At 69.7% G+C, this 21,928-nt stretch carries 23 protein-coding genes; 11 read left to right on the top strand and 12 right to left on the bottom strand.

Going from position 1 to position 21,928, the window contains the following annotated elements; all coding sequences use genetic code 11:
- Window positions 1-26: 26 nt before the first annotated feature.
- Window positions 27-407, bottom strand: coding sequence for a nitroreductase family deazaflavin-dependent oxidoreductase (locus ACFVM3_RS05375; protein ID WP_378435793.1), 381 nt, complete (start codon window positions 405-407; stop codon window positions 27-29).
- Between the two features lie 62 nt (window positions 408-469).
- On the opposite strand from ACFVM3_RS05375, the gene ACFVM3_RS05370 reads away from it, so the two are divergent.
- Window positions 470-1,111, top strand: a complete 642-nt coding sequence (locus ACFVM3_RS05370; protein WP_378435791.1) for a TetR/AcrR family transcriptional regulator — start codon at window positions 470-472, stop codon at window positions 1,109-1,111.
- Window position 1,112: 1 nt separating this feature from the next.
- Here the strand turns inward: ACFVM3_RS05370 and ACFVM3_RS05365 are convergent, their stop codons facing one another.
- Window positions 1,113-1,748: a TetR/AcrR family transcriptional regulator gene (locus ACFVM3_RS05365; protein WP_378435789.1), complete on the bottom strand. Its 636-nt coding sequence runs from the start codon at window positions 1,746-1,748 to the stop codon at window positions 1,113-1,115.
- A 77-nt stretch (window positions 1,749-1,825) separates the two neighbouring features.
- On the opposite strand from ACFVM3_RS05365, the gene ACFVM3_RS05360 reads away from it, so the two are divergent.
- Window positions 1,826-2,782, top strand: a complete 957-nt coding sequence (locus ACFVM3_RS05360; RefSeq protein WP_378435787.1) for a zinc-binding dehydrogenase — start codon at window positions 1,826-1,828, stop codon at window positions 2,780-2,782.
- Window positions 2,783-2,864: 82 nt separating this feature from the next.
- A complete protein-coding gene (locus ACFVM3_RS05355; protein WP_378435785.1) occupies window positions 2,865-3,926 on the top strand; it encodes a hypothetical protein in 1,062 nt (353 codons plus the stop codon).
- 10 nt (window positions 3,927-3,936) lie between these two features.
- Here the strand turns inward: ACFVM3_RS05355 and ACFVM3_RS05350 are convergent, their stop codons facing one another.
- Complete coding sequence (locus tag ACFVM3_RS05350) at window positions 3,937-4,524, bottom strand: TetR/AcrR family transcriptional regulator (protein ID WP_378435783.1); 588 nt, start codon at window positions 4,522-4,524, stop codon at window positions 3,937-3,939.
- 75 nt (window positions 4,525-4,599) lie between these two features.
- Here ACFVM3_RS05350 and ACFVM3_RS05345 point away from each other — a divergent pair, with 75 nt between their 5' ends.
- Genes ACFVM3_RS05345 through ACFVM3_RS05335 form a run of 3 tightly spaced genes read left to right on the top strand, consistent with a single transcriptional unit; the run spans window position 4,600 to window position 8,094 of the window.
- Window positions 4,600-5,427, top strand: a complete 828-nt coding sequence (locus tag ACFVM3_RS05345) for an arylamine N-acetyltransferase (RefSeq protein WP_378435781.1) — start codon at window positions 4,600-4,602, stop codon at window positions 5,425-5,427.
- Between the two features lie 28 nt (window positions 5,428-5,455).
- Complete coding sequence (locus ACFVM3_RS05340) at window positions 5,456-7,039, top strand: phytoene desaturase family protein (RefSeq protein ID WP_378435780.1); 1,584 nt, start codon at window positions 5,456-5,458, stop codon at window positions 7,037-7,039.
- Window positions 7,036-8,094 carry an NAD-dependent epimerase/dehydratase family protein gene (locus ACFVM3_RS05335; RefSeq protein WP_378435778.1) on the top strand — a complete coding sequence of 353 codons (1,059 nt, stop codon included), beginning with the start codon at window positions 7,036-7,038 and terminating at the stop codon, window positions 8,092-8,094. The genes ACFVM3_RS05340 and ACFVM3_RS05335 overlap by 4 nt, the downstream gene beginning before the upstream one ends.
- Window positions 8,095-8,112: 18 nt before the next feature.
- Here the strand turns inward: ACFVM3_RS05335 and ACFVM3_RS05330 are convergent, their stop codons facing one another.
- The 6 genes from ACFVM3_RS05330 to ACFVM3_RS05305 form a co-directional block, all read right to left on the bottom strand.
- Complete coding sequence (locus tag ACFVM3_RS05330; protein ID WP_378435776.1) at window positions 8,113-8,559, bottom strand: SRPBCC family protein; 447 nt, start codon at window positions 8,557-8,559, stop codon at window positions 8,113-8,115.
- An 86-nt stretch (window positions 8,560-8,645) separates the two neighbouring features.
- Window positions 8,646-9,044, bottom strand: a complete 399-nt coding sequence (locus ACFVM3_RS05325) for a hypothetical protein (RefSeq protein ID WP_378435774.1) — start codon at window positions 9,042-9,044, stop codon at window positions 8,646-8,648.
- Between the two features lie 20 nt (window positions 9,045-9,064).
- Entirely contained in the window at window positions 9,065-11,980 is a 2,916-nt protein-coding gene (locus ACFVM3_RS05320; RefSeq protein WP_378435772.1) for a WXG100 family type VII secretion target, read from the bottom strand.
- The gene (locus ACFVM3_RS05315; RefSeq protein ID WP_378435770.1) at window positions 11,980-12,291 is read right to left on the bottom strand and encodes a hypothetical protein; all 312 of its coding nucleotides are present in this window, start codon (window positions 12,289-12,291) and stop codon (window positions 11,980-11,982) included. Before ACFVM3_RS05315 ends, ACFVM3_RS05320 begins: the two co-directional genes overlap by 1 nt.
- Window positions 12,292-12,296: 5 nt before the next feature.
- Entirely contained in the window at window positions 12,297-12,560 is a 264-nt protein-coding gene (locus tag ACFVM3_RS05310; protein ID WP_199745729.1) for an acyl carrier protein, read from the bottom strand.
- Window positions 12,553-14,202, bottom strand: coding sequence for a fatty acyl-AMP ligase (locus ACFVM3_RS05305; protein WP_378435768.1), 1,650 nt, complete (start codon window positions 14,200-14,202; stop codon window positions 12,553-12,555). Before ACFVM3_RS05305 ends, ACFVM3_RS05310 begins: the two co-directional genes overlap by 8 nt.
- 208 nt (window positions 14,203-14,410) lie before the next feature.
- On the opposite strand from ACFVM3_RS05305, the gene ACFVM3_RS05300 reads away from it, so the two are divergent.
- Entirely contained in the window at window positions 14,411-15,535 is a 1,125-nt protein-coding gene (locus ACFVM3_RS05300; RefSeq protein WP_378435766.1) for a S1 family peptidase, read from the top strand.
- A gap of 51 nt (window positions 15,536-15,586) precedes the next feature.
- On the opposite strand, the gene ACFVM3_RS05295 is transcribed toward ACFVM3_RS05300, so the two are convergent.
- Complete coding sequence (locus tag ACFVM3_RS05295; protein WP_378435764.1) at window positions 15,587-16,423, bottom strand: helix-turn-helix transcriptional regulator; 837 nt, start codon at window positions 16,421-16,423, stop codon at window positions 15,587-15,589.
- A gap of 116 nt (window positions 16,424-16,539) precedes the next feature.
- Here ACFVM3_RS05295 and ACFVM3_RS05290 point away from each other — a divergent pair, with 116 nt between their 5' ends.
- On the top strand, window positions 16,540-17,598 hold the full coding sequence (locus ACFVM3_RS05290; protein ID WP_378435762.1) for an aldo/keto reductase: 1,059 nt from the start codon (window positions 16,540-16,542) through the stop codon (window positions 17,596-17,598).
- A gap of 104 nt (window positions 17,599-17,702) precedes the next feature.
- Here the strand turns inward: ACFVM3_RS05290 and ACFVM3_RS05285 are convergent, their stop codons facing one another.
- Complete coding sequence (locus ACFVM3_RS05285; protein WP_126737064.1) at window positions 17,703-18,329, bottom strand: response regulator transcription factor; 627 nt, start codon at window positions 18,327-18,329, stop codon at window positions 17,703-17,705.
- On the bottom strand, window positions 18,326-19,495 hold the full coding sequence (locus tag ACFVM3_RS05280) for a histidine kinase (RefSeq protein ID WP_378435761.1): 1,170 nt from the start codon (window positions 19,493-19,495) through the stop codon (window positions 18,326-18,328). The genes ACFVM3_RS05285 and ACFVM3_RS05280 overlap by 4 nt, the downstream gene beginning before the upstream one ends.
- A 185-nt stretch (window positions 19,496-19,680) precedes the next feature.
- Between ACFVM3_RS05280 and ACFVM3_RS05275 the strand changes: the two genes are divergently transcribed.
- From ACFVM3_RS05275 to ACFVM3_RS05265, 3 genes are all read left to right on the top strand, one after another.
- Entirely contained in the window at window positions 19,681-20,226 is a 546-nt protein-coding gene (locus tag ACFVM3_RS05275) for a heme-binding protein (RefSeq protein WP_125681934.1), read from the top strand.
- 146 nt (window positions 20,227-20,372) lie between these two features.
- Window positions 20,373-20,948: an ankyrin repeat domain-containing protein gene (locus ACFVM3_RS05270; RefSeq protein ID WP_378435759.1), complete on the top strand. Its 576-nt coding sequence runs from the start codon at window positions 20,373-20,375 to the stop codon at window positions 20,946-20,948.
- 141 nt (window positions 20,949-21,089) lie between these two features.
- Window positions 21,090-21,908, top strand: a complete 819-nt coding sequence (locus ACFVM3_RS05265) for a hypothetical protein (RefSeq protein WP_378435757.1) — start codon at window positions 21,090-21,092, stop codon at window positions 21,906-21,908.
- Window positions 21,909-21,928: the final 20 nt, after the last annotated feature.

Genomic DNA, 21,928 nt, shown 5'->3' with positions numbered 1-21,928 from the left:
GGACGACGCCGCCTCCCTCCCCGGTACTAACCGCCGGGCAGGGTCGTCTCAGGGTTCACGTCCATCCGGAGGAATTCGGTGACGCGGAGCAGTTTCGGCGGGCGGGTCACGCCGTCGGGGAACTCGTCCGCCCCGACGAGCCGTGGGGCGGTGAGGTCCACTTCCCGCCCGTCGATCCGAAGCCGCGCTTGCCCCGCGGTCAGGATGTTGCGCACCCAGTCCGCTTCCGGGCCGTACACCGGGACGAACAGGTAGCCGCCGTCGACGGGATGCGCGTCGAGCGGCGTGTGGCGGGTCTTTCCCGAGGTGCGGCCGACGTGGATCAGCACCGGGTACTTCCCGGCGGCGATCGCACGGGCATTGAACACCCTCTTGTTGACGTGGCCCCACCATCTCGGCATCGGCATCGGACTCTCCTCTCGATGGCCTTACACCCGTAAGGTTGGCTTACACCTGTAAGGTTGTCAACGTGCCGCCTCGCCGATCACTCACCAGGGACCGCGTGCTGAAGGCCGCGATCGAAGTCGCCGATCGCGGCGGTGTGGAGGCGATGACGATGCGCCGGGTCGCGCAGCACCTTGGCGTGGAGGCCATGTCGCTGTACCACCACGTGCCCAACAAGGACGCGATCCTCGACGGCGTCGTCGACGCGGTGTTCGCGGCGATCGAGTTGCCCGGCACCGAGGTCGCCGATTGGCGTGACGCGATCCGCGCGCGTGCCACGTCCGCACGCGAGGTCCTGTCGCGGCACAGCTGGGCACTGGGTCTCATGGACTCCCGCCGGAATCCAGGGCCGGCGACGCTACGCCACCACGACGCCGTCCTCGGCGTCCTTCGGCGGGCGGGATTCTCCCTCCCGATGGCGGTGCACGCAGTGTCGCTCATCGACAGCTACATCGGCGGATTCGTGCTGCAGGAGTCGAACCTCCCGCTGAGCGAAGACGTCCCGGAGGTCGCGGACGCCATCCTCGACACCCTGCCGCGGGACGAGTTCCCTTATCTGGCCGAGGTGATCACCGAGCACGCCCAGCGGGCGGGCTACGACCACACGAAGGAATTCGCCTACGGCCTCGACCTCATCCTGGAAGGTCTCGAAGCCCGCAGGAAATGATTCAGCGGCCCACTCCCGGTATCACGAGGGCCAGCCGCGCCACCGGCGGCAGCGGCGCCTGCGCCTGCGCGGCCCGGAAGGCCTGGATCACGAGCGCGGCGAACCGGCGGGACGCCGCCACCTGCGCGGCCGCCGAAGCGGCCTGGATCCCGTTGTTGGCCATGAGCATGAGGATCAGGTCGTCGAGGACGAAATCGGGGCGCAGTTTCCCGGCCTCCTTGGCCCGGCCTGCCAGCTCGGCGATCGCCTTGAGCGCGTAGTCACGATCCGCGGTGAAGTCCACGGCCTTGGGGAAGGCCGAGACGAAAGCCGCCGTGAAGCCGCGATCGCGCGAATGCAGCTCGCAGATCTTCTCGATCACGGAACAGAAACCGCGCCACGGATCCGGGTCGGCGAGGCCCTCGTCGACGACGGCGTGACAGGTGCGCATCTGCTCGGCGAACGCCTCCGTCGCCAGGATCTCCTTGGTCGGAAAATGGCGGTACAGCGTGGCGGGGCCGACTTCAGCGCGGCGCGCGACCTCCCGCAGCGGAACGTTCAGTCCCTCGGTGGCGAACAGCACGCGAGCGGCTTCGAGGATGCGTTCGCGGTTGTCCACGGCGTCGGCGCGCGGGATCCGAGACAAATGATCGGTCACCGCTCTCACTTTAGCCAAAACGGACGGGGGCGTCCGTTAACGTCCGGCGGACCAGTGATCAACGACCAGGAGACGAAATGCGCGCAGTCGAGATCCGGACGTTCGGCGCCCCCGATGGCCTCGCCGTGATCGACGTCCTCTCCCCCGTTCCCGCCGAGGGAGAGGTGCTGATCGACGTGGAAGCGATCGGTGTCGGCGGCGTCGACACCGTGATCCGCAGCGGCGCTCTCGCCGGTTTCGGCTTCCGCGAAGGATTCGTCCCCGGCAACGAAGTGGCCGGTACCGTCGCCGCGGTCGGCGGCGGCGTCGACCCGGCCTTGGCCGGACGGCGCGTGTGGGCGTTCACCGGCGAGGGTGGCGGCTACGTCGAAAAAGCGGCCGTGCCGGCGGAGAACCTCGTCCCCCTTCCCGGGAACCTGCCCGCCACCGACGCGGTGGCCATCGGGACTTCCGGCATGGTGGCGCATTTCGCGCTCGCCCACGCTCGTTTCACGGCGGGCGAATCGGTGCTGGTGCGTGGGGCCGCGGGCAGCATCGGGATCATGACGGTGCAGCTCGCGGCGAGCAGTGGCGCGAGCACCGTGTCGGTCACGACGTCCTCGGCCGAACGCGGCGCCCGCCTGCGCGAACTCGGGGCCACCCACGTCCTCGACCGGTCCGGCGAAGGGGACGGGCCGGCGGGTCACGACGTCATCATCGACATCGTGTCCGGTGTGGACCTGCCGTCCTTCTTCGACCGGATGAATCCGAACGGCCGGATGGTCGTCGTCGGCGTGGTCGCGGGCATGCCCCCGGCCGACTTCGGCGCGAAGCTGATGGCGAACTTCCGGAAGTCCCTGTCGTTCGCGGCCTTCAGCGCGGACTCGATCCCAGGGCCGGACCGGCGGGCGGTGACCGCGGAACACTTCGGCGCGGCGGCGCGCGGCGAACTGCGCCCGGCGGTGCACGAGGTGCTGCCGCTGGAGAAAGCCGTTCTGGCGCACCGGAAGATGGACGACGGCGAGGTGTTCGGCAGGATCGTGCTGACGCCGTAGGCAAGTCCATTGTGGAGTGCCGCTTCACCCGGTAGTGCAAATTTTCCCCATCGTGTGCGCCGTCGCACTAGGCTGCCCACTCGTGCCCGATCCGATGCCCGAGGGAGCCGGCTTCACGCCGGTCGGCCTGCGGCCGCTGTCCGGCGGCGAGGGCACCGGCGCCTACTGCGTGAACGACGCCGGGGTGATCGTGGGCGAGTCGGGATCGCGGCCGGTGCGCTGGGACCGCGATGGAGTTCCCACGCCCCTGCCTCTCCTCGACGGCTGTTCGGGCGGACGTGCGGTCGGCGTCAACGACGCGGGGGTCATCGCGGGTTCACTCCACGCCGGAGAGCACCTTCGGCCCGTGTGCTGGCGGCCCGGCGGCCGGGTGCGTGCGCTCGAACTCCCCGACGGCGCGATCTCCGGCACGGCGTGCCGGGTGAACGCACGCGGATCGGTACTGGGAAACGCGATGTGGCCGGGCTACCGCTGGCGGGCGCTGCGCTGGGGGCCCGGCGGCGAGACCGTCGAACTCGCCACTCTGCCAGGGGGCGGCGAGACACAGGCCCAGGACCTGAACGGGCTGGACGAGGTCGTCGGATCGGCCAGGAACGGCGCGGGCGTCCGCACCGCCGTGCGCTGGACGTCCTCGGGGAAGATCAGCACCTTGCCCCCGCCCCGCCGCGCGACGGCGTGCGGGATCACCGACTCCGGCGCCATCCTCGGCGACGGGGTCGTATGGAACCGCGACGGAGGCACCGTCCTGCTGACCGGCGAACCGGAGTTCTCCGCGGGACAGGTCGTCCGGATCACCGGAGGAGGTGACGCGATCGGCTGGGGCCTGACCCCGGACCGGCGCGGCATCGGCGCGCGCTGGGATCGCGACGGACGGCCCACCGTGCTCCGGCCCCTGCCTCCGGACGTCGCCAGTACGTGTTTCGACATCGACGAAGCCGGGACCGTCGTCGGCGAGTCCGTGAGCCAGGGAACGGTGCGGCCGGTGCGCTGGGACGCGGACGCGACACCTTTCCCGCTCCCGTCCCCGCCCGGTGTCACGGCGATCGTGGCCCAGCACATCAACGCGAGCGGCACCGTCATCATCGGCCACGGCCTCGCGGCGGACAGCTCCGTCTACCGGGGGATCGCCTGGCACCGTTCGTGAAGCCACCCGGTCAAGCCGTCGCGAGCTCGATCGCCCGCCGCATCGCCTCGTCCAGCGGAGTCCCGAGGCGGAGAGCCGTTCGCCCGGCGGCGAAGACCGCCCCCGTGGCCGCGCCGACCAACGCCGCGGCGTCGACCTCGCCGATCTCGCACGCTTGGCACAGCGCGGCCGAAAGCCGCTCCTGAGCGTCGAAGGCACGCTGCAGCATCGTCGCGCGCAACGACGGCACCGAAGTGATCAGGTCCAGCCGGATCCGCTCGGACTCGGCGGCCGGATCGCGGAGCCCTTCTCCCGCTTCGGCGAGCATCCCGAGCATCGCGCGCCGGAGAAGCCCGGCCGGTGACTCGCCCGCCTCGCGTGCGGCGAGCACGTCCAAGCCCACGCGCAGGATGTGTTCGCCGTCGCCGGTGAGGAGCAGGTCTTCCTTCGTCGCGAAATGGTTGAAGAACGTCGCGGTGGACACCTCGGCGGCCGCCGCGATCTCGGCGGTGGTCGTCCGGTCGTAACCCTGCCGTTCGAAGAGCCGGTACGCCGTCTCGATCAATACCTTCCGAGTACGCCATTTCTTCCGTTCCCGCAAACCCACCGGTTCGGCCATGACCTCAGCATACTGGATTGACACCAAAAGTAGAGCTACTCTAATTTTAGAGTCAATCCACCCAAGGAGGTCGACATGACCCTGGACGCGTTCCTCGACCGGCTGGAGTACCGCGAGCCCGTCCGGCCGGATCCGGCCACGCTCCGGAACCTGCACCGGGCGTGGCGGCTGCGAGTGCCCTACGAGAACTTCGATCTCCAGCTCGGCAGGAAGATCCTGCTCGACCCGGAAACCCTGATCGACAAGTTCACGCGTCGTCGCCGAGGTGGGCTCTGCTACGAGATGAACGGCGCGCTCGCCCTTTTGCTGAGGGCGGCCGGATTCGACGTGACCGTCGTGGAAGCGGCCGTCCTGCGCTCGACTCGCGGCGAAGGCCAATGGGGCAACCACATCGCCCTGCTGGTCGACGTCGGCGGAGAGACCTGGCTCGCCGACACCGGCATCGGGGACGCGTTCCTCGAGCCTCTTCCGGTGCGGGAAGGCACGTACCGGCAAGGAGACCTGCCGTTCCGGATCGAACGCGTCGACAGCGGGACCTGGCGGATGCACCACCATCCAGGCGGCACGGTCGACTCCTCCGACTTCCGCACCGAGCCCCGCGAGGTCACCGAGTTCGCCGGACGACCCGAGATCACGTCGCCGGACTCCCCGTTCGCCAAGGTGCTGGTGGCGCAACATCATCGCGACGGACGCGAGCTGGCTCTTCGCGCGCGCACGGTCAAACGCGGCGACGGCGACCGCCACACCCTGTCCTCTCTCGACGAGTTCGCCGAGACGCTGCGGGAGTTCCGCATCCCGGTGGAAGACTTCGGCGCCGGCGAACTGGCTGATCTCTGGGCCAAGACCGAAGACCAGCACGAGGCGTGGCTGGCCATCCAGGCGAAGTCGATCGACAGGGGTTGAACCCGCCCGTCCCGGGTATGCCGTGACCATGGAAGTCGACGCCGTGGTGATCGGATCGGGGCCGAACGGCCTGGTCGCGGCCAATCTCCTGGCCGACGCCGGCTGGGAGACGCTGGTCGTCGAGGCCACCGCCACACCCGGTGGCGCGGTACGGACCGAGGAGCTCACCGCTCCCGGTTTCCGCAACGACGTCTATAGCGCTTTCTACCCGCTCGGCGCGGCGTCGCCGGTGCTCGCCGGGCTGGAACTCGAGGACCACGGCCTGCGGTGGCGGCACGCCCCGGCGGTGCTGGCGCATGTGCTGCCCGACGACCGGTACGTCGTGCAGTCCCGCGACCTCGACCGCACCGCCCGTTCCGTGGCGGAGTTCGACGAACGGGACGCGGGCAACCTGCGGGCCGAATACGCGAACTGGCGGCGCCTGCGCGAACCGCTGCTCGACGCGATCGTGCGCCCCTTTCCGCCGGTGCGGCCGGGGGCGCGGCTGGTCAAGACACTCGGCACAGCGGAGTCGCTGCGACTGGCGAGGATGCTGACCTTGACCGCCCGCGGCCTCGGCAAGGAGAAGTTCGACGGCGAGGGCGCCCGTCTGCTGCTCGCGGGCAACGCCATGCACACCGACCTCGGCCCGGACCAGGCCGGGAGCGGCGTCTTCGGCTGGCTGCTGACCATGCTCGGTCAGGACGTCGGATTCCCGGTCCCCGAAGGCGGGGCGGGCTGTCTGACCGACGCGCTGGTGAATCGCCTGTCTGCCAAGGGCGGGGAGGTCGCCTGTGGCACGCCGGTCACCGAAGTGACGCTCTCGGGCGGCCGGGCCGTGGGTGTCCGTGGCGCGGACGGCCGAACGGTCCGTGCCCGCCGGGCGGTGCTCGCCGACGTCCCCGCTCCGGTGCTCTACCGGGATCTGGTCGGCGCCGGGCATCTTCCCGCGCGGCTGATGTCCGATCTGGACCGGTTCGTCTGGGACGACGCCACGATCAAGGTGGACTGGGCGCTGTCCTCGCCCATTCCGTGGAGCGCCACCGAAGTCGGCGAGGCGGGGACCGTCCACATCGGAGCGGATCTCGACGGCCTCGCCGGGATCGCCAACGATCTCGCCTGCGGGCGGGTGCCCCGTGACCCGTTCCTGTTGCTCGGGCAGATGACCACCGCGGACCCGGCCCGCTCCCCCACCGGGACCGAATCGGCCTGGGCCTACACACATGTACCGAGGGGCGAGCCCTGGTCCGCTTCCCGGTTGCGCCGCCACGCGGACCGGATGGAAGAGGTCGTCGAGAGGCACGCGCCCGGTTTCCGCGGCCTGATCGCGGGCCGGGCGATCGCCGGGCCCGCCGAACTGGAGGAAGGGAACCACAGCCTGGTGGAAGGTTCGATCAACGCCGGTACCGCGGCCATCCAGCAGCAGTTGTTCTTCCGGCCCGTCCCCGGTCTCGGCCGGGCGGACACCCCGATCGACCGGCTCTTCCTGGCGTCCGCTTCGGCGCATCCCGGCGGCGCGGTGCACGGCGCGCCCGGATCGAACGCCGCCAGGGCGGCCCTCGCCAGGGACGGCTGGGCCGGTTCCGTCTACCGCGCGACGGTGCGTGCCGCCCACCGCGCCGTCTACCGATGAAGATCGTCGTCACCGGCGCGAGCGGGAACATCGGGACCGCCTTGCTCCGGGCATTGGCCGGAGACGATCACGACGTGCTGGGAGTGGCACGCCGCCGCCCCGACACGTCGGCCGCGCCCTACTCGTCGGCCCGCTGGGTCGAGCAGGACATCGGCGCGAACGACGCCTGGCCGCGGTTGACCGAGATCTTCGGCGGCGCCGACACCGTGGTGCATCTCGCCTGGGCGATCCATCCGCGCGCGGACGATCCCGCGATGCGCCGGACCAACATCGCGGGCAGCGCGAACGTCCTGCGCGCTGCCGCCGACGCGGGCGTGGACCACATCGCGTGCGCGTCATCGGTAGCCGCCTACACCCCGGCCGGCCGGTGGGACGAGGTCGATGAGGAGTGGCCCTGCGGCGGGCTCACCGAAAGCGCCTACAGCGCGGGAAAAGCAGCGTTTGAGTCCCGATTGGACGAGTTCTGCCGTGACCACCCGGAGATCGGCGTGGCGCGGATCCGTCCGTGCGGTGTCGTGCAGCCGGACGCCGCGGCCGAGTTCTCCAGGTGGCTGCTCAGCCCACTGGCGCCGCCGTTACCGCTGGGCGGCAAGTGGCTGCCGGTGCCGTTGTGGCCGGGGCTGCGGATGCAGGTGGTGCACTCCGACGATGTGGCACAGGCGATCCGGGCGATCCTCGACCGCCGTGCGACCGGCGCGTTCAACCTCGCCGGCGAGCCCGTCCTCGACAGCCGCGACCTCGCCGCACTGGCGGGCGGGTTCCGGATTCCCGTACCGCTGAGGCTGCTGACCGGACTGGCCTGGCCGAGCTGGCGCCTCGGCCTGCAACCACTGCATCCGTCCTGGCTCCGGCTCGCCGACCGAGCGTCCCTTGTGGACACGCGGCGCGCACGGGAGGAACTCGGCTGGCGACCTCGCCACGACGCGGCGGCCACGATCAGGGAGTTGCTCGCCGCCATCCGCGCCGGACGACGAGGCGACAGCCATCCCCTCGACCCGCCGCGCGACCGGATCCGGCTCGGACGGCCGAGCCATCAGGATCAGTCCGGTGGTTGAGCGGCCGAAAGTCCGTCCTCAATCGGCGGCCTCGCGGCCCATGGCGAGATCCGCGAGACGCCGCAGGGATTCCCGGTTCCGCGGCACCAGGAAGACCGCCTGCGCGGCCTCCGGCAGCACGCGGCCAGGCCCGCGGGTCGCGTGCTCGGACATCAGGATCTCCGTGGTCCCCGGCGAGGTTTCCAGCAGTTCCAACCGGATCCGCGCGGTACCGAACGGCCAGGCCCGCGCCTCGAGTTCGAGCAGCCTCGGCGGGTCGACGGCGTGCACCTTGGTGACGTCGTCGAGCAGGAGAGGCCAAGACCCGACGCGGTGATGGATCCGCGTCCCCCGCGCCGGCCAGCCCTTGTCGACGTCACGGATATGGGAGGCACCCACGACCCAGGCCGCGTAGGTCCAGCCGTCGGCGAGCACCTCGAACACGCGCTCGGGAGAAGTGCCTACCGTCATCTTCACGTCGACCATGAACCCACGCCCTCCGGCTCGCCTCACCCGGGCCGGATACCCCGCGGCGGCAGGGGTAAACCCGTGCCGCCCCGCTGATGGCGAGTTCAGTCGCGCCAGCGGTTGTTGAGGAAGGCGTCGTCCTCGTCGTCCGCCGGTGCCGGGCGTGCGCGGGGGGCGCGCCTGGGCGTGTCCCGCCCCGTGCGGGCAGGCGGCTCCGACGCGAACGGAGCCGCCATGTCCACCGGGGCGTCTTCGAACGGCGACGGCGCCCCAGGCTGCGCGTGCGACCGGTCGGTGCTCCAACCGGATTTCGTCTTGCGCTGCCCCAGCTCCCGCCGGTGTTCGACGTACCGCTGAGCGGTCTGGACCTGCTTGGTCATGAACTCCTGCGAGCTCGCCTTGATCTCGTCGGCGCGCTTGTCCCGCAGCGCCCGGCGCTCCGACTGCTCGCGGACCAGGCCGTCCAGGGTCGCCTTCATGGTGGCGGTGTCATCGGCGCTCATCAGTTCTCCCCTGCCCCGGCTCACCGCTTGCGGGTGACCGACTGATCCTCATCGTCCAGCAACGAACCGGTGATCCGGCCGGTGGGTTCGTTGATCTGGTCGAACACCTCGCCCTCGATCCGGTACGCGCGGTTGGTCCGTTCCTGATCTCCGCCCTGGCCGCCGGCTCCCCCGGCGCCCATACCCATCGGCGGCATCGCGCCGCCGCCGAACGACTGTCCCGAAGTGCTGCCCATCGGAGCCGACGGGGCACCCGAAGCCACGGGCTGCGGCTGAGGTGTCCCACCGCCACCGGTGTGCACGCCTTCGCTGAGCGACTGGCCTGTCGCAGGGCTCGCGGTTTCGAAGGGCATCGACGGCGCCGACGCACCACCACCGCCGCCTCCGAAACCACCACCGCCACCGCCGCCGGTGTCCCCGGCGCCGATGCCGATCCCGTCGGGGACCGTTCCGCCACCTACGTGCGGAGTGAAGGCCGGCTTGGAGTCGGGCTGCGCCGTCCCGGTGACGGGCGTCGCGGGATGCGCTGCCTTGTCCGTGGCGGGCTTGTCCTCTCCGGGCTTGTCCTCTCCGAGGGTGTACGTGGTCGGCTTGCCGGTGCCGTCGTCGACGGTGACGACCGTCGGCCCGGACGGGCCGTCGGGGCGTTCGGCGGTGATCTTCACATCGCCGTCCTGGATGTGGATCTTGCCGTCCGGCCCGGGACGATGGACACCGTCCTTGTCCGGCTTCCCGTCGTCCGAATCCGGAGTGGAGCCCAGTTTGGACTCGTCACCGGTCCAATCGAGCTTGAAGTCCTTGGCGGGCCCGGAACCGTCCCCGACCTTGATCTCCATCTCGCCGTCTTTGTCCGGCTCGGTCATCTCGAAGGTCGTGTCGCCCTGCTTGACCTTGAGAGTCTCGCGTTCGCCGTCTTCGGCCTTGTCGCCGTCCTCGCCGGGCTTGTCACCGGTCAGCTTGTCTTCGCCGGACAGCTCGTCGCCGAGTTTGTCCAAGGCGTCCGACGCCTTCTTCTTCGCCTCGTCGGCGGTCTTCTCGCCGTCCTTCGAGTCGGTGTCGCCCATACCGCCGGGAGCGTCGCCGAGCTTGTTCAGCGCGTCGGAAGCCTGCTTTTTCGCCTCTTCACTGGCCTTTTCGGCCGCTGCCTTGGCTTCGGCCGCGGCATCCGTGTTGCCACCGCCACCGGATCCGCCGCCCGGTCCGGAGCCGCCGGAACCGCCGAGATCGGTCCCGGTCGGACCGTCGCCCAGCTTGCCCAGCGCCTCGGACGCCTGCTTCTTCGCGTTCTCCGCCGCCGCGGCGGCCTGTTTCTTCGCCTCTTCGGCCGCGGCCTTCTGCTCGTCGCCGTTCGACGGCGGCGGGGTCGAACCCGAGGGTGCCGTCTGGTCCTTGTTCGCGTCCGGCCCACCACCGGAACCGCCCGGCGCTCCGGAGCCGCTCTCGGGAATCTTCACGTCCGGGACCGGCGGGGGTTTGACGTCGCCCGTCGGACCGGTACCGCTTCCGCCAGGACCGGAACCACCCGCGCCGGGGCCACCACCGGGACCGCCGCCGGAGCCGCCCTCGGGACCACCGCCGCCCGGTCCACCGCCGGTGCCGCCGGTGAAGTCCGGGCCCTGGCCCGAACCGCCGGGACCGCCGGTTCCCGAGCCGCCAGGACCACCACCCGTGCCACCCTGGCCACCGGTGAAGTCGGGGCCCTGACCGCCGCCCGTGCCACCAGGGCCACCGGGCCCACCGCCCGTACCGCCGGCACCACCCGCGCCGCCCTGGTCACCCGCGCCTTCGAACTCGTTCTTGACCTTGCCCATGACCTTGTCGAGCTCGTCGTAGGCCTGGTTGACGAATTCCTTGGTTTCCTTGCAGGACTTGGCGAATCCCTCGTAGATGATGGTCCACATCTCGGGGATGAACTGGTTCTGGATCCACTGCTTGGCGAGGTTCTGGCCCGCCTTCTTGAACTCGTCGTCGTCGCAGCAGCCGTCGTTGTTCAACTGCTGGACCAGATTGGAGCCGAAGTTGACGTCCATCCAGCCCGCGATCGCGCCGAGGTCCTCCTTGCCGCTCTTCTCGCCGGCGGCGATGGCGATGACCTTCTGCGCCATCGCGAAGTCCGCTTTGCCGACGATCTCCTTGTAGAGGTCGACGACCGTGTCGGCCTTGCCCTTGCACAGTTTGAACACCGTGGCGGTGGTGTGCAGCGTCGCTTCGCTCGCGTTGTCCAGCGTCTGCGAGAGTTTCTTGGCTTTCGGGAGGATCTTCTCGTTGTAGTTCTCCGAGGAGGCGTCCGCGGCCTTCCCGGTCCAGGTCCCGTAGAGGGTGTTCAGCTGGGAACCGGTGTCGTCGATGGCCTTCTGCACGGTCTTCGAACCGGTCTTGAAGTGGGCGGCGTCGTCGACGAAGTTCTTGAAACTGATCCCGCGCTGCTCGTCGAACGGCTTCTTGATGTCCTTCTCGAAATCGAGCGCGCGAGAGGTTCCACGGCAGTCTTCCGGGACCTTCGCCAGCAGCGAGCCGAAGGTCTGGAAGACCTTGAGCGCGGGCTCGGCGGCGTCGAAGATCTCGTCCGACGTCTTGGTCCCGGCGCCCTCCGCCGTGGGTTCCTTCGCACCGTCCAGCTTCTTGCCGCCTTCGTCGACGGCCTTCGTCTCTTCGTTCTGGGTGAAGCTGGCCTGATCTCCGGCCTTCTTCGCGTCGTCGTAGACCTTGTCGATGTCGTCCGAAGCCAGGAACGGGACGGCGTTGTAGGACGCCGCGTACTTTTCGGCTTCCTCGCGCTTCCGCTTGATGTCCTCCGGCTCCTGGTCCGCCGACCACGGCGGGGGCGCCGGATGCGTCCGCAGCCACGAGCCGATGAGCTTGGTCTTCTGCTCGGCGGGGACGGCGGGGTCGTCGAGGACGGCTTTGACGTCCGTCCAGGTGGTTTCGTCGGCCACTAGAGCATCCCCGTCTCGGTGATCTTGTTCGTCTGCTCGTCCTCGTTGGTGCCGTAGGCGGTGCCGGCGGTACCGAGGTTCGTGCCGAACGAGCCGAGCGTGGTGCTGTACCCCTGGACCGACGCCCACAACGCCGCCACCCCGTCGGTGTACTTCTTCGCGTGGTCGCCGTGCGCCTGGCCGAAGCCCGCCGCGTTCACCGGTGTGCTCGACAGATCCGGGTTGTCTTCGAGCAACTGTTCCGTCAGCTTTCCGATGTTCTTCGACGCCGATGAAAGCGCATCGGTCGCCGCGGTGAAGCCCCCGCTCATTCTTTTCAGCGCCTTTCGTCGGATCCGTCGGCCTTACCGCCGAGTGCCTCTGCGAGCACTTCGGCCACCGACCCGATGTCGGTGAACCGGTCCAGCTGGTCCAGATCAATCCTCACGTCGTGGTAGATCTCCAGCGCCGACAGGAGTCTTATCCGTCCCTTGGAGTCGATACCCAGCTCTTCGAGCGGCGCGTCGGACTCGATTTCGGCGGGATCAAGCCGAAAAGTCTCACTGACGACCTTCACGACCTCCGCGCGGTGATCACCCACGGCGCCGACTATAACGCGCCCTCGCCGCGGCCCGCGCGACCTTGCCACTGGAAGTGCGCGGAAGGTCACCGGAAGGAACCAGACGTACCGATCGCAACGTCAGATCATGTTCACGCGAAACCGCGCGCAATACCACTCTCGTCACTTCTTTGACATCCGCTTCGGCGTTCTTTGCCCATTCGGCCACCAACATCGCCCCTTCTCCCTTTTCGTCCGTGACACCGAACGCGGCGACGCGGTCGCGGCGGATCGCCGGATGCGCCTCGCCGGCCACCGCCTCGATGTCCTGCGGATGGAAGTTGCGGCCGTCGATGACGATGAGATCCTTGAGCCTGCCGGTGATGTAGAGGTCGCCGCGGTGGACGACGCCGAGGTCGCCGGTGCGCAGCCAGCCGCCGGTGCCGTCGAGTTCGCCGCCGAACGCGGCGGCGTCACCACGGCCCCAGTACCCCGCAGCGACGTTCGGCCCGTGGATCCAGATCTCCCCGGCCAGGCCGTCGGGCTGCGCCACCCCGTCCCGGACGATCCGGACCCGTTGGCCGAGTGGACGGCCGACCGAAACGAGTTCCTGACCTTCCGGCACTTCGACCGCCCGGCCCTGCGCGAGGGCTTCCCGATCGAACACCGCGCCCCGCGGCCCTTCCGCGCCCGCGCTCGTGACATACACGGTGGCCTCGGCCAGGCCATAGGACGGACGGTGGGCCTCCGCACGGAATCCGTGCGGCCCGAAGGCTTCCAGGAAACGCGCGACCGTGCGAGGCCGCACCGGCTCGGCGCCGTTCAGCGCGACCCGGACGTCGGAGAGGTCGAGGTCGTCTCCCACTTCTCCGGCCGCGTCGACGGCCAGATCGAACGCGAAGTTCGGCGCGGCGGTGAACACGGCCGGGTGATCGGCGAGCTGACGAAGCCATCTCACCGGACGGTGCACGAATTCGGCGGGCGACATGAACACCGATCGCGCCCCGGCGTGGACCGGCAGGCACAGCAGCTGGATCAGGCCCATGTCGTGGAAGAACGGGATCCAGCCGGCGCAGGTCGTGCCCTCGTCGACGGCGTAGGCCCGGCTCGCCTGCCAGCAGGCGGCGGCGACGGCCCGGTGCGGGATCACGGCACCGGCGGGATCACGGGTCGACCCGGACGTGTACTGCAGATACGCGGGGCTTTCCGGTGCCACGGGAAGCGGATCGGCCCCCGGCCCGGAAAGTTCGTCGACCACGATCAGGTGGTCCGGTGTGCCCGCTTCGCGCACCTTCGCGGCGGCCGCAGAAGAGGTCAGCCAAATCCGTGCGCCGCTGTCCTCCAGCACACCGGCGAGCCTGGCACGCTGGGAAGAACTGCCCGGCGCCATCAACGGCACGGCGACCAGACCGGCGGCGAGCGCGCCGAAGAACGCCAAGGGATAGTTCAGGTCCTGGCCGGTGAGTACGGCGACACGATCACCCGGCCGTGCGACCCCCTGCAGCGCGCCCGCGACCACTCGCACGCGCGAGACGAACTCCGCCCAGGTGACGGTGCTGTCCACGCCGGCGCTGTGATCCTGGTGCGTGAACAGCGGGCGCGGGTCGGCTTCACGAGCGAACAACCGCTCCACGATCGAGGTGCGCAACACCTGCTCCGGCACATCCTCCGGTGACGCGGTCATACCCGGCAACGTACTGGAACCGCCGCGAGAGCGCGCGGAGGGTTCACCCCACTGTTCGTCCTAAGTAGACGATGACGGGCGCGATCCGCCGGAATTCGCTCTTGTGAATTCCGGACAGAAGACCGGACATTCCTCGCTCTTTCCCGGACCTCGGCCGCACACTCGGCGGGCAGTGTGTTTCTTTCCCCCGGCCTTGGAGGACTAGACCATGCGTCGAAGAATCGCTCTGGCAATCGGTGGCGCCGCCGTCCTGACCGCGAGCCTCACCACCGCCGCTCTCGCCCCGGTCGCGCAGGCTTCCCCCGGATTGATCGCCGCCATGCAGCGGGACCTGGGGCTCACCGCCGCGCAGGCCTCGGCCCGGCTCACCCAGGAGATGACCGCGTCGCGGGTGCTGCCCGCCGCCCAGCAGGCCGCAGGTGCGGCGTTCGGCGGGGCCTGGTTCGATCCGGCCCGCGGCAAACTCGTCGTCGGGGTGACCGACCCCGCCGCCGCGTCCGCCGTCCGGCAGACGGGCGCCGAACCCACCGCGGTCGCGATCAGCGCGGCCCGGCTCGACGCGGCCAAGGCCGAAATCGACAGGTCGGTCAAGACCGAGCCCGCCCCCGCCGCCGTCAGCGGCTGGCGCGCCGATCCGCGCAGCGGCAGCGTCGTGGTCGCGGTGCGGCCGGGCGCGCACGACTCCGACGTCGACGACTTCCTGGCCAGGGCAAGGAAATCCGGACCGGTCACGGTGGTCACCGCACCCAAGGCCGAACCGTTCGCGGCGGGCACCGTCGGCGGAGACCCGTACTACATCAACGGGAACACCCGCTGCTCCATCGGATTCTCCGTCCACGGCGGATTCGTCAGCGCCGGCCACTGCGGCGGCACGGGTAGCTCCGTGGTCGGCTGGGACGGCTCGGCGATGGGCAACTTCGCCGGTTCCTCCTTCCCCGGCAACGACTACGCCTTCATCCGGATCGGCAACGGCTGGTGGACCGCGCCGGTCGTCCTCGGCTGGGGCACCGTCAGCGACGCGCTCGTCCGCGGCTCGTGGGTCGCGCCGGTCGGCACGTCGGTGTGCCGGTCCGGTTCGACGACGCATTGGCACTGCGGCACCGTGCTGGGGCACAACGAGACCGTCAACTACTCGCAGGGCGCGGTGCACCAGATGACCCGCACCAACGTCTGCGCGGAACCCGGCGATTCCGGCGGTTCGTTCATCACCGGTGACCAGGCGCAGGGAGTCACCTCCGGCGGCTGGGGCAACTGCCGCTCCGGCGGGGAAACCTGGTTCCAGCCGGTGAACGAGATCCTGCAGAACTACGGCTTGTCCCTCGTCACCGCGTGACGTCCCGTGAAGGCCCCTTTTTCCTCGGCTGAGCCGAGGAAAAGGGGCCCTTCATGAGCCCCTAGCCGATAGCCGGTCCAGTGCCGCACGGCCGTCTTCGGTCATGGCTCGATAGATCACCAGCCGCTGGTCCTGATCCTCGAGCGGCGTGAGCACTTCGTAATGCAGGTCGAGCACGCCTGCCTCGGGATGCCGCATCACCTTGCGTCCGCGGCCGTTGACCTTGACGTCACGTTCGGCCCACAGCCGAGCGAATTCCCGGTCGGCGGTGAATTCGGCGATGAGGTCGGTCAAGGCCCGATCGTCCGGATGCGCGGCCCAGGCCGCGCGCAGATGGGCGATCCCCTCCCGTACGACACGTTCACGGTCCGCGTAGAGCTCGCGCACCTCGGGATGTTTGAGGCACAGCCACATCGCATTGCGCCGCGACGGCGGCAACGTGGCGAAATCCACCAGCAGCCTCGCCATTTCGTCGTTCCAGGCCAGGATGTCGTAGCGGTGGTTCATCAGCATGGCGGGCAGCGGCGACAGATCGGCGACCAGCCTGGCCAGCGGTGGCGCCGCCGTGGTGGCGAGCTTGTCGGCGTTGCGGGGGCGCCGCCGGGCCAGGTCGAAGAGGTAGGCACGTTCGTCGGGGGCCAGGCGCAACGCCCGCGCCAGCGCATCCACCACGTCCGCCGAGGGACGCAGCCCGCGCGCCTGTTCCAGCCGCACGATGTAGTCGATGCTGACCCCGGCCAGTTCGGCGACCTCTTCGCGGCGCAACCCGGGGGTCCGCCGGGACCGACGGCGTGACGGCAGGCCGAATTCGTCGGGATCCAGGCGTTCACGCCGGGTCCGCAGGAACGCGGCCAGCTCCTGCGTCGTGTCCACGGTGCGGGTCGTCATGCCCGGTCCAACAGCGAGGGTGGGACCGGTGTTCCCAGGATGTCTTCTCCCTTACCCCCTGCTCGCGGCGGTCGCAGACTCCTCTTCGACACGGATCACGGACACAGGAGGACACGATGTCGCTCACCCTCGACACCTACCGGCTGCTGGGCCGGTCCGGGCTGCGGGTGTCGCCGCTGGCCTTGGGCGCGGCGACTTTCGGCACCGAATGGGGCTGGGGCGCGGAACAGGACGAGGCCCGGAAACTGTTCGACACCTACGTCGAACGCGGCGGCAACTTCATCGACACCGCCAACACCTACACGAACGGCAGCTCCGAACGACTGCTGGGCGAATTCGCCCGTGACCACCGCGAAAGCCTTGTGCTGGCGACGAAGTACACGACCCTGCGCAGGCAGGGCGACCCGAACTCCGGCGGCGGGCAGCGCAAAAGCCTGTTCGCTTCGGTGGAAGCGAGCCTGCGGCGGCTGAACACGGACTACCTCGATCTGCTTTACCTGCACCTGTGGGATTTCACGACGCCGGTCGAGGAGATCCTGCGCGGGATGGACGATCTGGTCCGGCAGGGCAAGCTCCTGTACGTGGCGATCTCCAACGCGCCCGCCTGGGAGGTTTCGCGGATGCAGGCGATCGCCGACCTGCGCGGCTGGTCGCCGCTGGTCGCGCTGCAGATCGAGTACAACCTGATCGAGCGAACCGGGGAACGCGACCTGATCCCCATGGCACGCGAGATGGGGCTGGGCGTGGTTCCCTGGTCACCGCTGGCGGGTGGTGTGCTCACCGGGAAGTACAGCCGGGACGACGTGACCGCGGCACCGTCCGAGGACGGCACCCGTAAGAACTTCAACTTCGCCTTGGGCACGCTCACCGAACGCAACCTCGCGATCGTGGACGTGGTGAAGGAGGTCGCCACGGAGCTCGGCCACAGCCCCGCCCAGATCGGGCTGGCCTGGACCCTGCGGAACCCGGGCGTGACGGCACCGATCATCGGCGCCCGCACACCCGCCCAGCTGGAGGACAACCTCGGCGCGCTGGAGGTCGAGTTCACCGGCTCACAACTGGCCCGCCTCGACGAAGCCAGCGCGATCGATCTCGGGTTCCCGCACGAGATGCTGTCCCGCGACACGACCCTCGCGCTGACCCGCGGCGACATGACGATCGAACCGCGCCGCTGACCCAACCGTCCCCGAGCCGCCGGGTCTGGTGTCGCGAAAGCCACTTTCCCAACATCGAAGGTTGCGAAAGTGGCTTTTGCGACGTCGTTTGAGGCGGAACTCCTTCAGTTGCGGATGATCCTCCGTTCCGTGGCGACGGCCACCGCGCCGGCACGGCTGTCGACGCCGAGTTTGTCGTAGATGTGGACCAGATGTGTCTTCACCGTGGCTTCGGAGATGAACAGCCGCGCGGCGATCTGCCGGTTGATCAACCCTTCCGCCACCAGCTGCACGATCTCGGTCTCACGAGGGCTCAACGCGGGTGCCGGCGCGCGCATGTGCCCGAAGAGCCGGGCCGCGACCTGAGGTGCCAGCACGGTCTCGCCGCGCGCGGCCGCGTGAATGCCCTTGAAGAGGTCCTCGGGCGGCCCGGCCTTGAGCAGGTAGCCGGTGGCGCCGGCGGCCACCGCCCTGGTGATGTCCAGCTCGGCGTCGTAGGTGGTGAGCACCAGCACCTTCGGCGGCTCCGGCAGCGCGGTCAGGCGTTCGGTGGCGTTCACGCCGTCCGGGCCGTCGCCGAGCTGCAGGTCCATCAGCACGACGTCCGGTTTCTCCGCGGTGGCGAAGAGCACGGCCTCATCGGCCCCCGCGCATTCGCCGATCACCTCGAAGCCGGGCTCGCCGGCCAGCAGCGCGGCGATTCCCGCCCGCACCACCGGATGATCGTCGACGATCAGTACCCGGACGGTCATCGAACCTCCCTGGTGGGCACGGCGACGGCGAGCGCGGTGCCCTCTCCCGGCGCGCTCTCGACGACCATCTCACCACCGAGTTCGGCGAGCCGCTCGCTGATCATCCGCAACCCGTTGCCCCGGTCGCCGCTCGTGCGGGTCGACGCCGGATCGAAGCCGACACCGTCGTCGCGGATGTCGAGGACGACCTTGTCCGCCAGGTAGGTCAGCGTGACGGCGGCCTTCGTCGCCTTGGCGTGCTCACTGACGTTCGCCAACGCGCCCTGTGCGACCCGGAGCAGACCTGCCTCCACCTCCGGCGACAGCGGATAAGGGTCTCCGCTGGTCTCGAAGCGCACGGCGTGCATGGCGGCGAACATGATCTGCTCGGAGAGCTCCTTCAAGGTCTCGGCGAGATCCCCGGCGTCGAGCCGTGGTGACCCGAGTCCCTTCACGAACCGGCGCGCCTCCGCGAGGTTGTCCCCCGCCGCCTCGACGGCGCGGGCCACATGGTCCTTCGCCAGTTCCGGATCCGTGTCCCACGACCGCTGTGCCGCCTGCAGCAGCATCCGCGTACTCGAGATCCCCTGTGCGAGGGCGTCGTGGATCTCTCGCGCCAGCCGCTCCCGTTCCTGCATCATCCCGGCCAGCCGCTGGCTCTGCGCGAGGTCGACCCTGGCGCCCAGGAGCGCCTTGACGGCTTCCCCCAGCTTCCTCCGGTCCCCGTCGAGTTGCAGGAAGGTCATCGTGGCCATCAACGCGACCGCGATGGGCGCGAGCACGAGACTCGGATCGAACCCGCTCGCGATCCTCAGCTGGGCGAGGATGGTCGCGGCGGTCAGCAGGACCACCACCGCGATCATCATCCGCGGGCGCAGCATCTGCAGGCAGACGAAGAACAACGGTACGGCGCACCAGGCGAAACTCGGCGCCGCCACCACCAGCGCGAGCCAGACCGCGATCACCGCCGTCAGCCACACCGGACGCCACCGGCCGAGTATCTCCCAGCTCAGCACACCCGCCACGTAGACCAGCGCGAGCGTGCCGGTGAGCACGAGGATCAACGGTGTGGCGCCGCTCAACCCGTGCCCCGCGACGAACCTGGCCACCGACGCGGCGAGCAGCAGGAAGAACCCGGCATGCATCGCGGCGGTCAGCCGGGTGGCCGCGCCGAGGTGCGATTTCATCCGGTCCTCCCTTCGTCGCCGATGATCGTAAGCAGGGAGGCGGGGTGCCCCGCATCAATCGTTCGGTTGATGCCCCTACCGATCACTCGACGTCCGATCGATGTCCACTCTCCCGATTCGCCGCGCCCCGCCGGCCGGGAGAGTCGTAGGGGACAGCAACACCCCCTCACCGCAAAGGAAATCCGATGAACGCCAAGCTCCCCCGCACTCGTCTCGTCCTCGGCATGACGGCAGGCCTCGCGACCGTCGCGCTGGCCACCGGGGTGGGCGCGGCGCAGGCGCAGGACCACAAGCCGCAGCCGCCCGCCCAGCAGTCCGTCGTGCAGACGAGCGTGCTCAGCGTCGACGCCGCCACCCGCGCCGCACAGGCCACGCTGGACGCCGCGGAGAAGGAGGGCCAGCGGATCACCGTGGCCGTGGTCGACCGCTCGGGTGACGTGCGTGTGCTGCTCAAGGGCGATGGCGCCGGACCGCAGACGGAAGAGTCCGCCAAGCGCAAGGCCTTCACCGCGGTCTCCTTCGGCCAGCCCACGTCCGCGCTGGCCAAGAACGCCCAGGGCGACGGCCCGACCATCCGCGACATCCCCGGCACGCTCTTCCTCGGCGGCGGTGTGCCGGTCGCCGCGAACGGCGGCCCGATCGCCGGGATCGGCGTCGGCGGCGCGCCCAGCGGCGACCTCGACGAGCGCTTCGCCACGGCCGGGCTGCGCGCCATCGGAGAACTTCGCTGATGATCGGTGAACGGGCGATCGTGGCGTTGCTCGCCGCCCTCGTGCTCGGTGCCTGCTCCCCGCAGGCACCGAGCGCACCACCCCCACCGGCACCGGGCACTGTCCCGCCGCCCGCCTCGTCCCAGCCACCCCGTCAGGGAGTCCCCGTGAGCCAGCTCTTCGAAGCCGACGTGAACCGCGTCCGGCAGGCCGTCGACGCGGGCGCCGACCTGGAGACACGGGACGATCACGGCCGGACCCCGTTACTCGTCGCCGTCACCGAAAACCGCGTCGACGTCGCCGAAGCCCTCATCAAGGCGGGCGCCGACCCGAACGCGCTCGACGGGCGGCACGACACGCCATGGCTCGTCACCGGAGTCACCGGCAACGTCGCGATGGCGAAGCTGCTGCTCGAGGCGAAGCCGGACCTGACCATCACCAACCGGTACGGCGGTGTCTCCCTCATCCCCGCCTCCGAACGCGGGCACGCCGAGTACGTGCGGCTGGTGGCGGGCAGCGGGATCAACGTCGACCACGTGAACGACCTCGGCTGGACCGCCTTGCTGGAAGCGGTCATCCTCGGCGACGGCGGGCCGCGTCACCAGGAAGTGGTCCGGGCGCTCGTCGCCGCCGGGGCCGACGTGAACCTCGCCGACAAGCAGGGCGTCACTCCCGTGGCGCACGCCCGGGCCAAAGGCCAGACGACCGTCGCCCGGATCCTCACCGAAGCGGGCGCGCGCTGACCCCGCGAGTCCGTGAAGGCCCGGAATACCCGCCACGCGGGTCACCGACCGCCTCGTTCCCCGCTAATAGGGCTCTCACCTGCGGATTATTTTCTGTTATGCCAATTGACACAAGCTCTCGCAGCGGGCTAGGGTCCTCCCGTGGAGCAGGCACGTGGACGGGGCCGGCCGCGCAAAAACCCCGCGGCGCCGGCCCGATGGTCACCTCCCGAAGGATGGTCACGGCTGGTCGCCTGGATCTCCCCTGAGGAGAAGAAGGCGCTGAAGCATGTGGCCGTCGAAGCAGACGTCTCCGTGGCGGACCTGATCCGTGCGCTCGCCGGCGGTCTTGCCCTCGGCGCCATCACTCCTGAGGAACTCATCGGGCACGTCGTGAAAGGGAAGACCGTCATGGAAAAGATCCCCACGCTTTTCGAGCGCGACGAGCGCTTCCATGTCGTCGACAGACCTCGCGCCGAGTGCGCGTGGGTGTTCGACGGCGCCGGGGTGGGCACCGAGAAACTCGATGGCACCAACGTCCGGCTGACCGTCCGCGCGGGGCAGCTGGTCCGGGTCGAGAAGCGCCGCAACCCGAGCAAGGCGCAGAAGCAGCAGGGCATCGTGGACGGCTGGTACGTGGATACCGACATCGACTCCGCCGAGGACAAGTGGATCCTCGCGGCGGCCGGGAACACCGACGTGTCCGGGTGGCCGGACGGGGAGCATCCGAGCGAGGCACTCGGCCCCCGCATCCAGGGCAACCCCCTGGGACTGGAAGACCACCGGTGCGTCCCGTTCGACTTCCAGGCGCCCGCCGTCCCGGAGGTACCGCGCAGCTACCACGAACTCCGGGATTTCCTCGCCACGCTGGACAGCCGGTTCTCTCCAGGGCACGTGGCCGAGGGCATCGTCTTCCATCATCCGGACGGCCGCCGGGCCAAGATCAAGCGCAAGGACTTCCCCCGCTCGGTGACGGCATAGCCCATCGCCGCCGGACGTGA

It is taken from the genome of Amycolatopsis sp. NPDC057786, from assembly GCF_042797905.1.
Taxonomy (GTDB): Bacteria; Actinomycetota; Actinomycetes; order Mycobacteriales; family Pseudonocardiaceae; genus Amycolatopsis.
The sequence above is the reverse complement of the archived record's forward strand: the minus strand, read 5'-3'. Positions and strand labels throughout refer to the sequence as shown.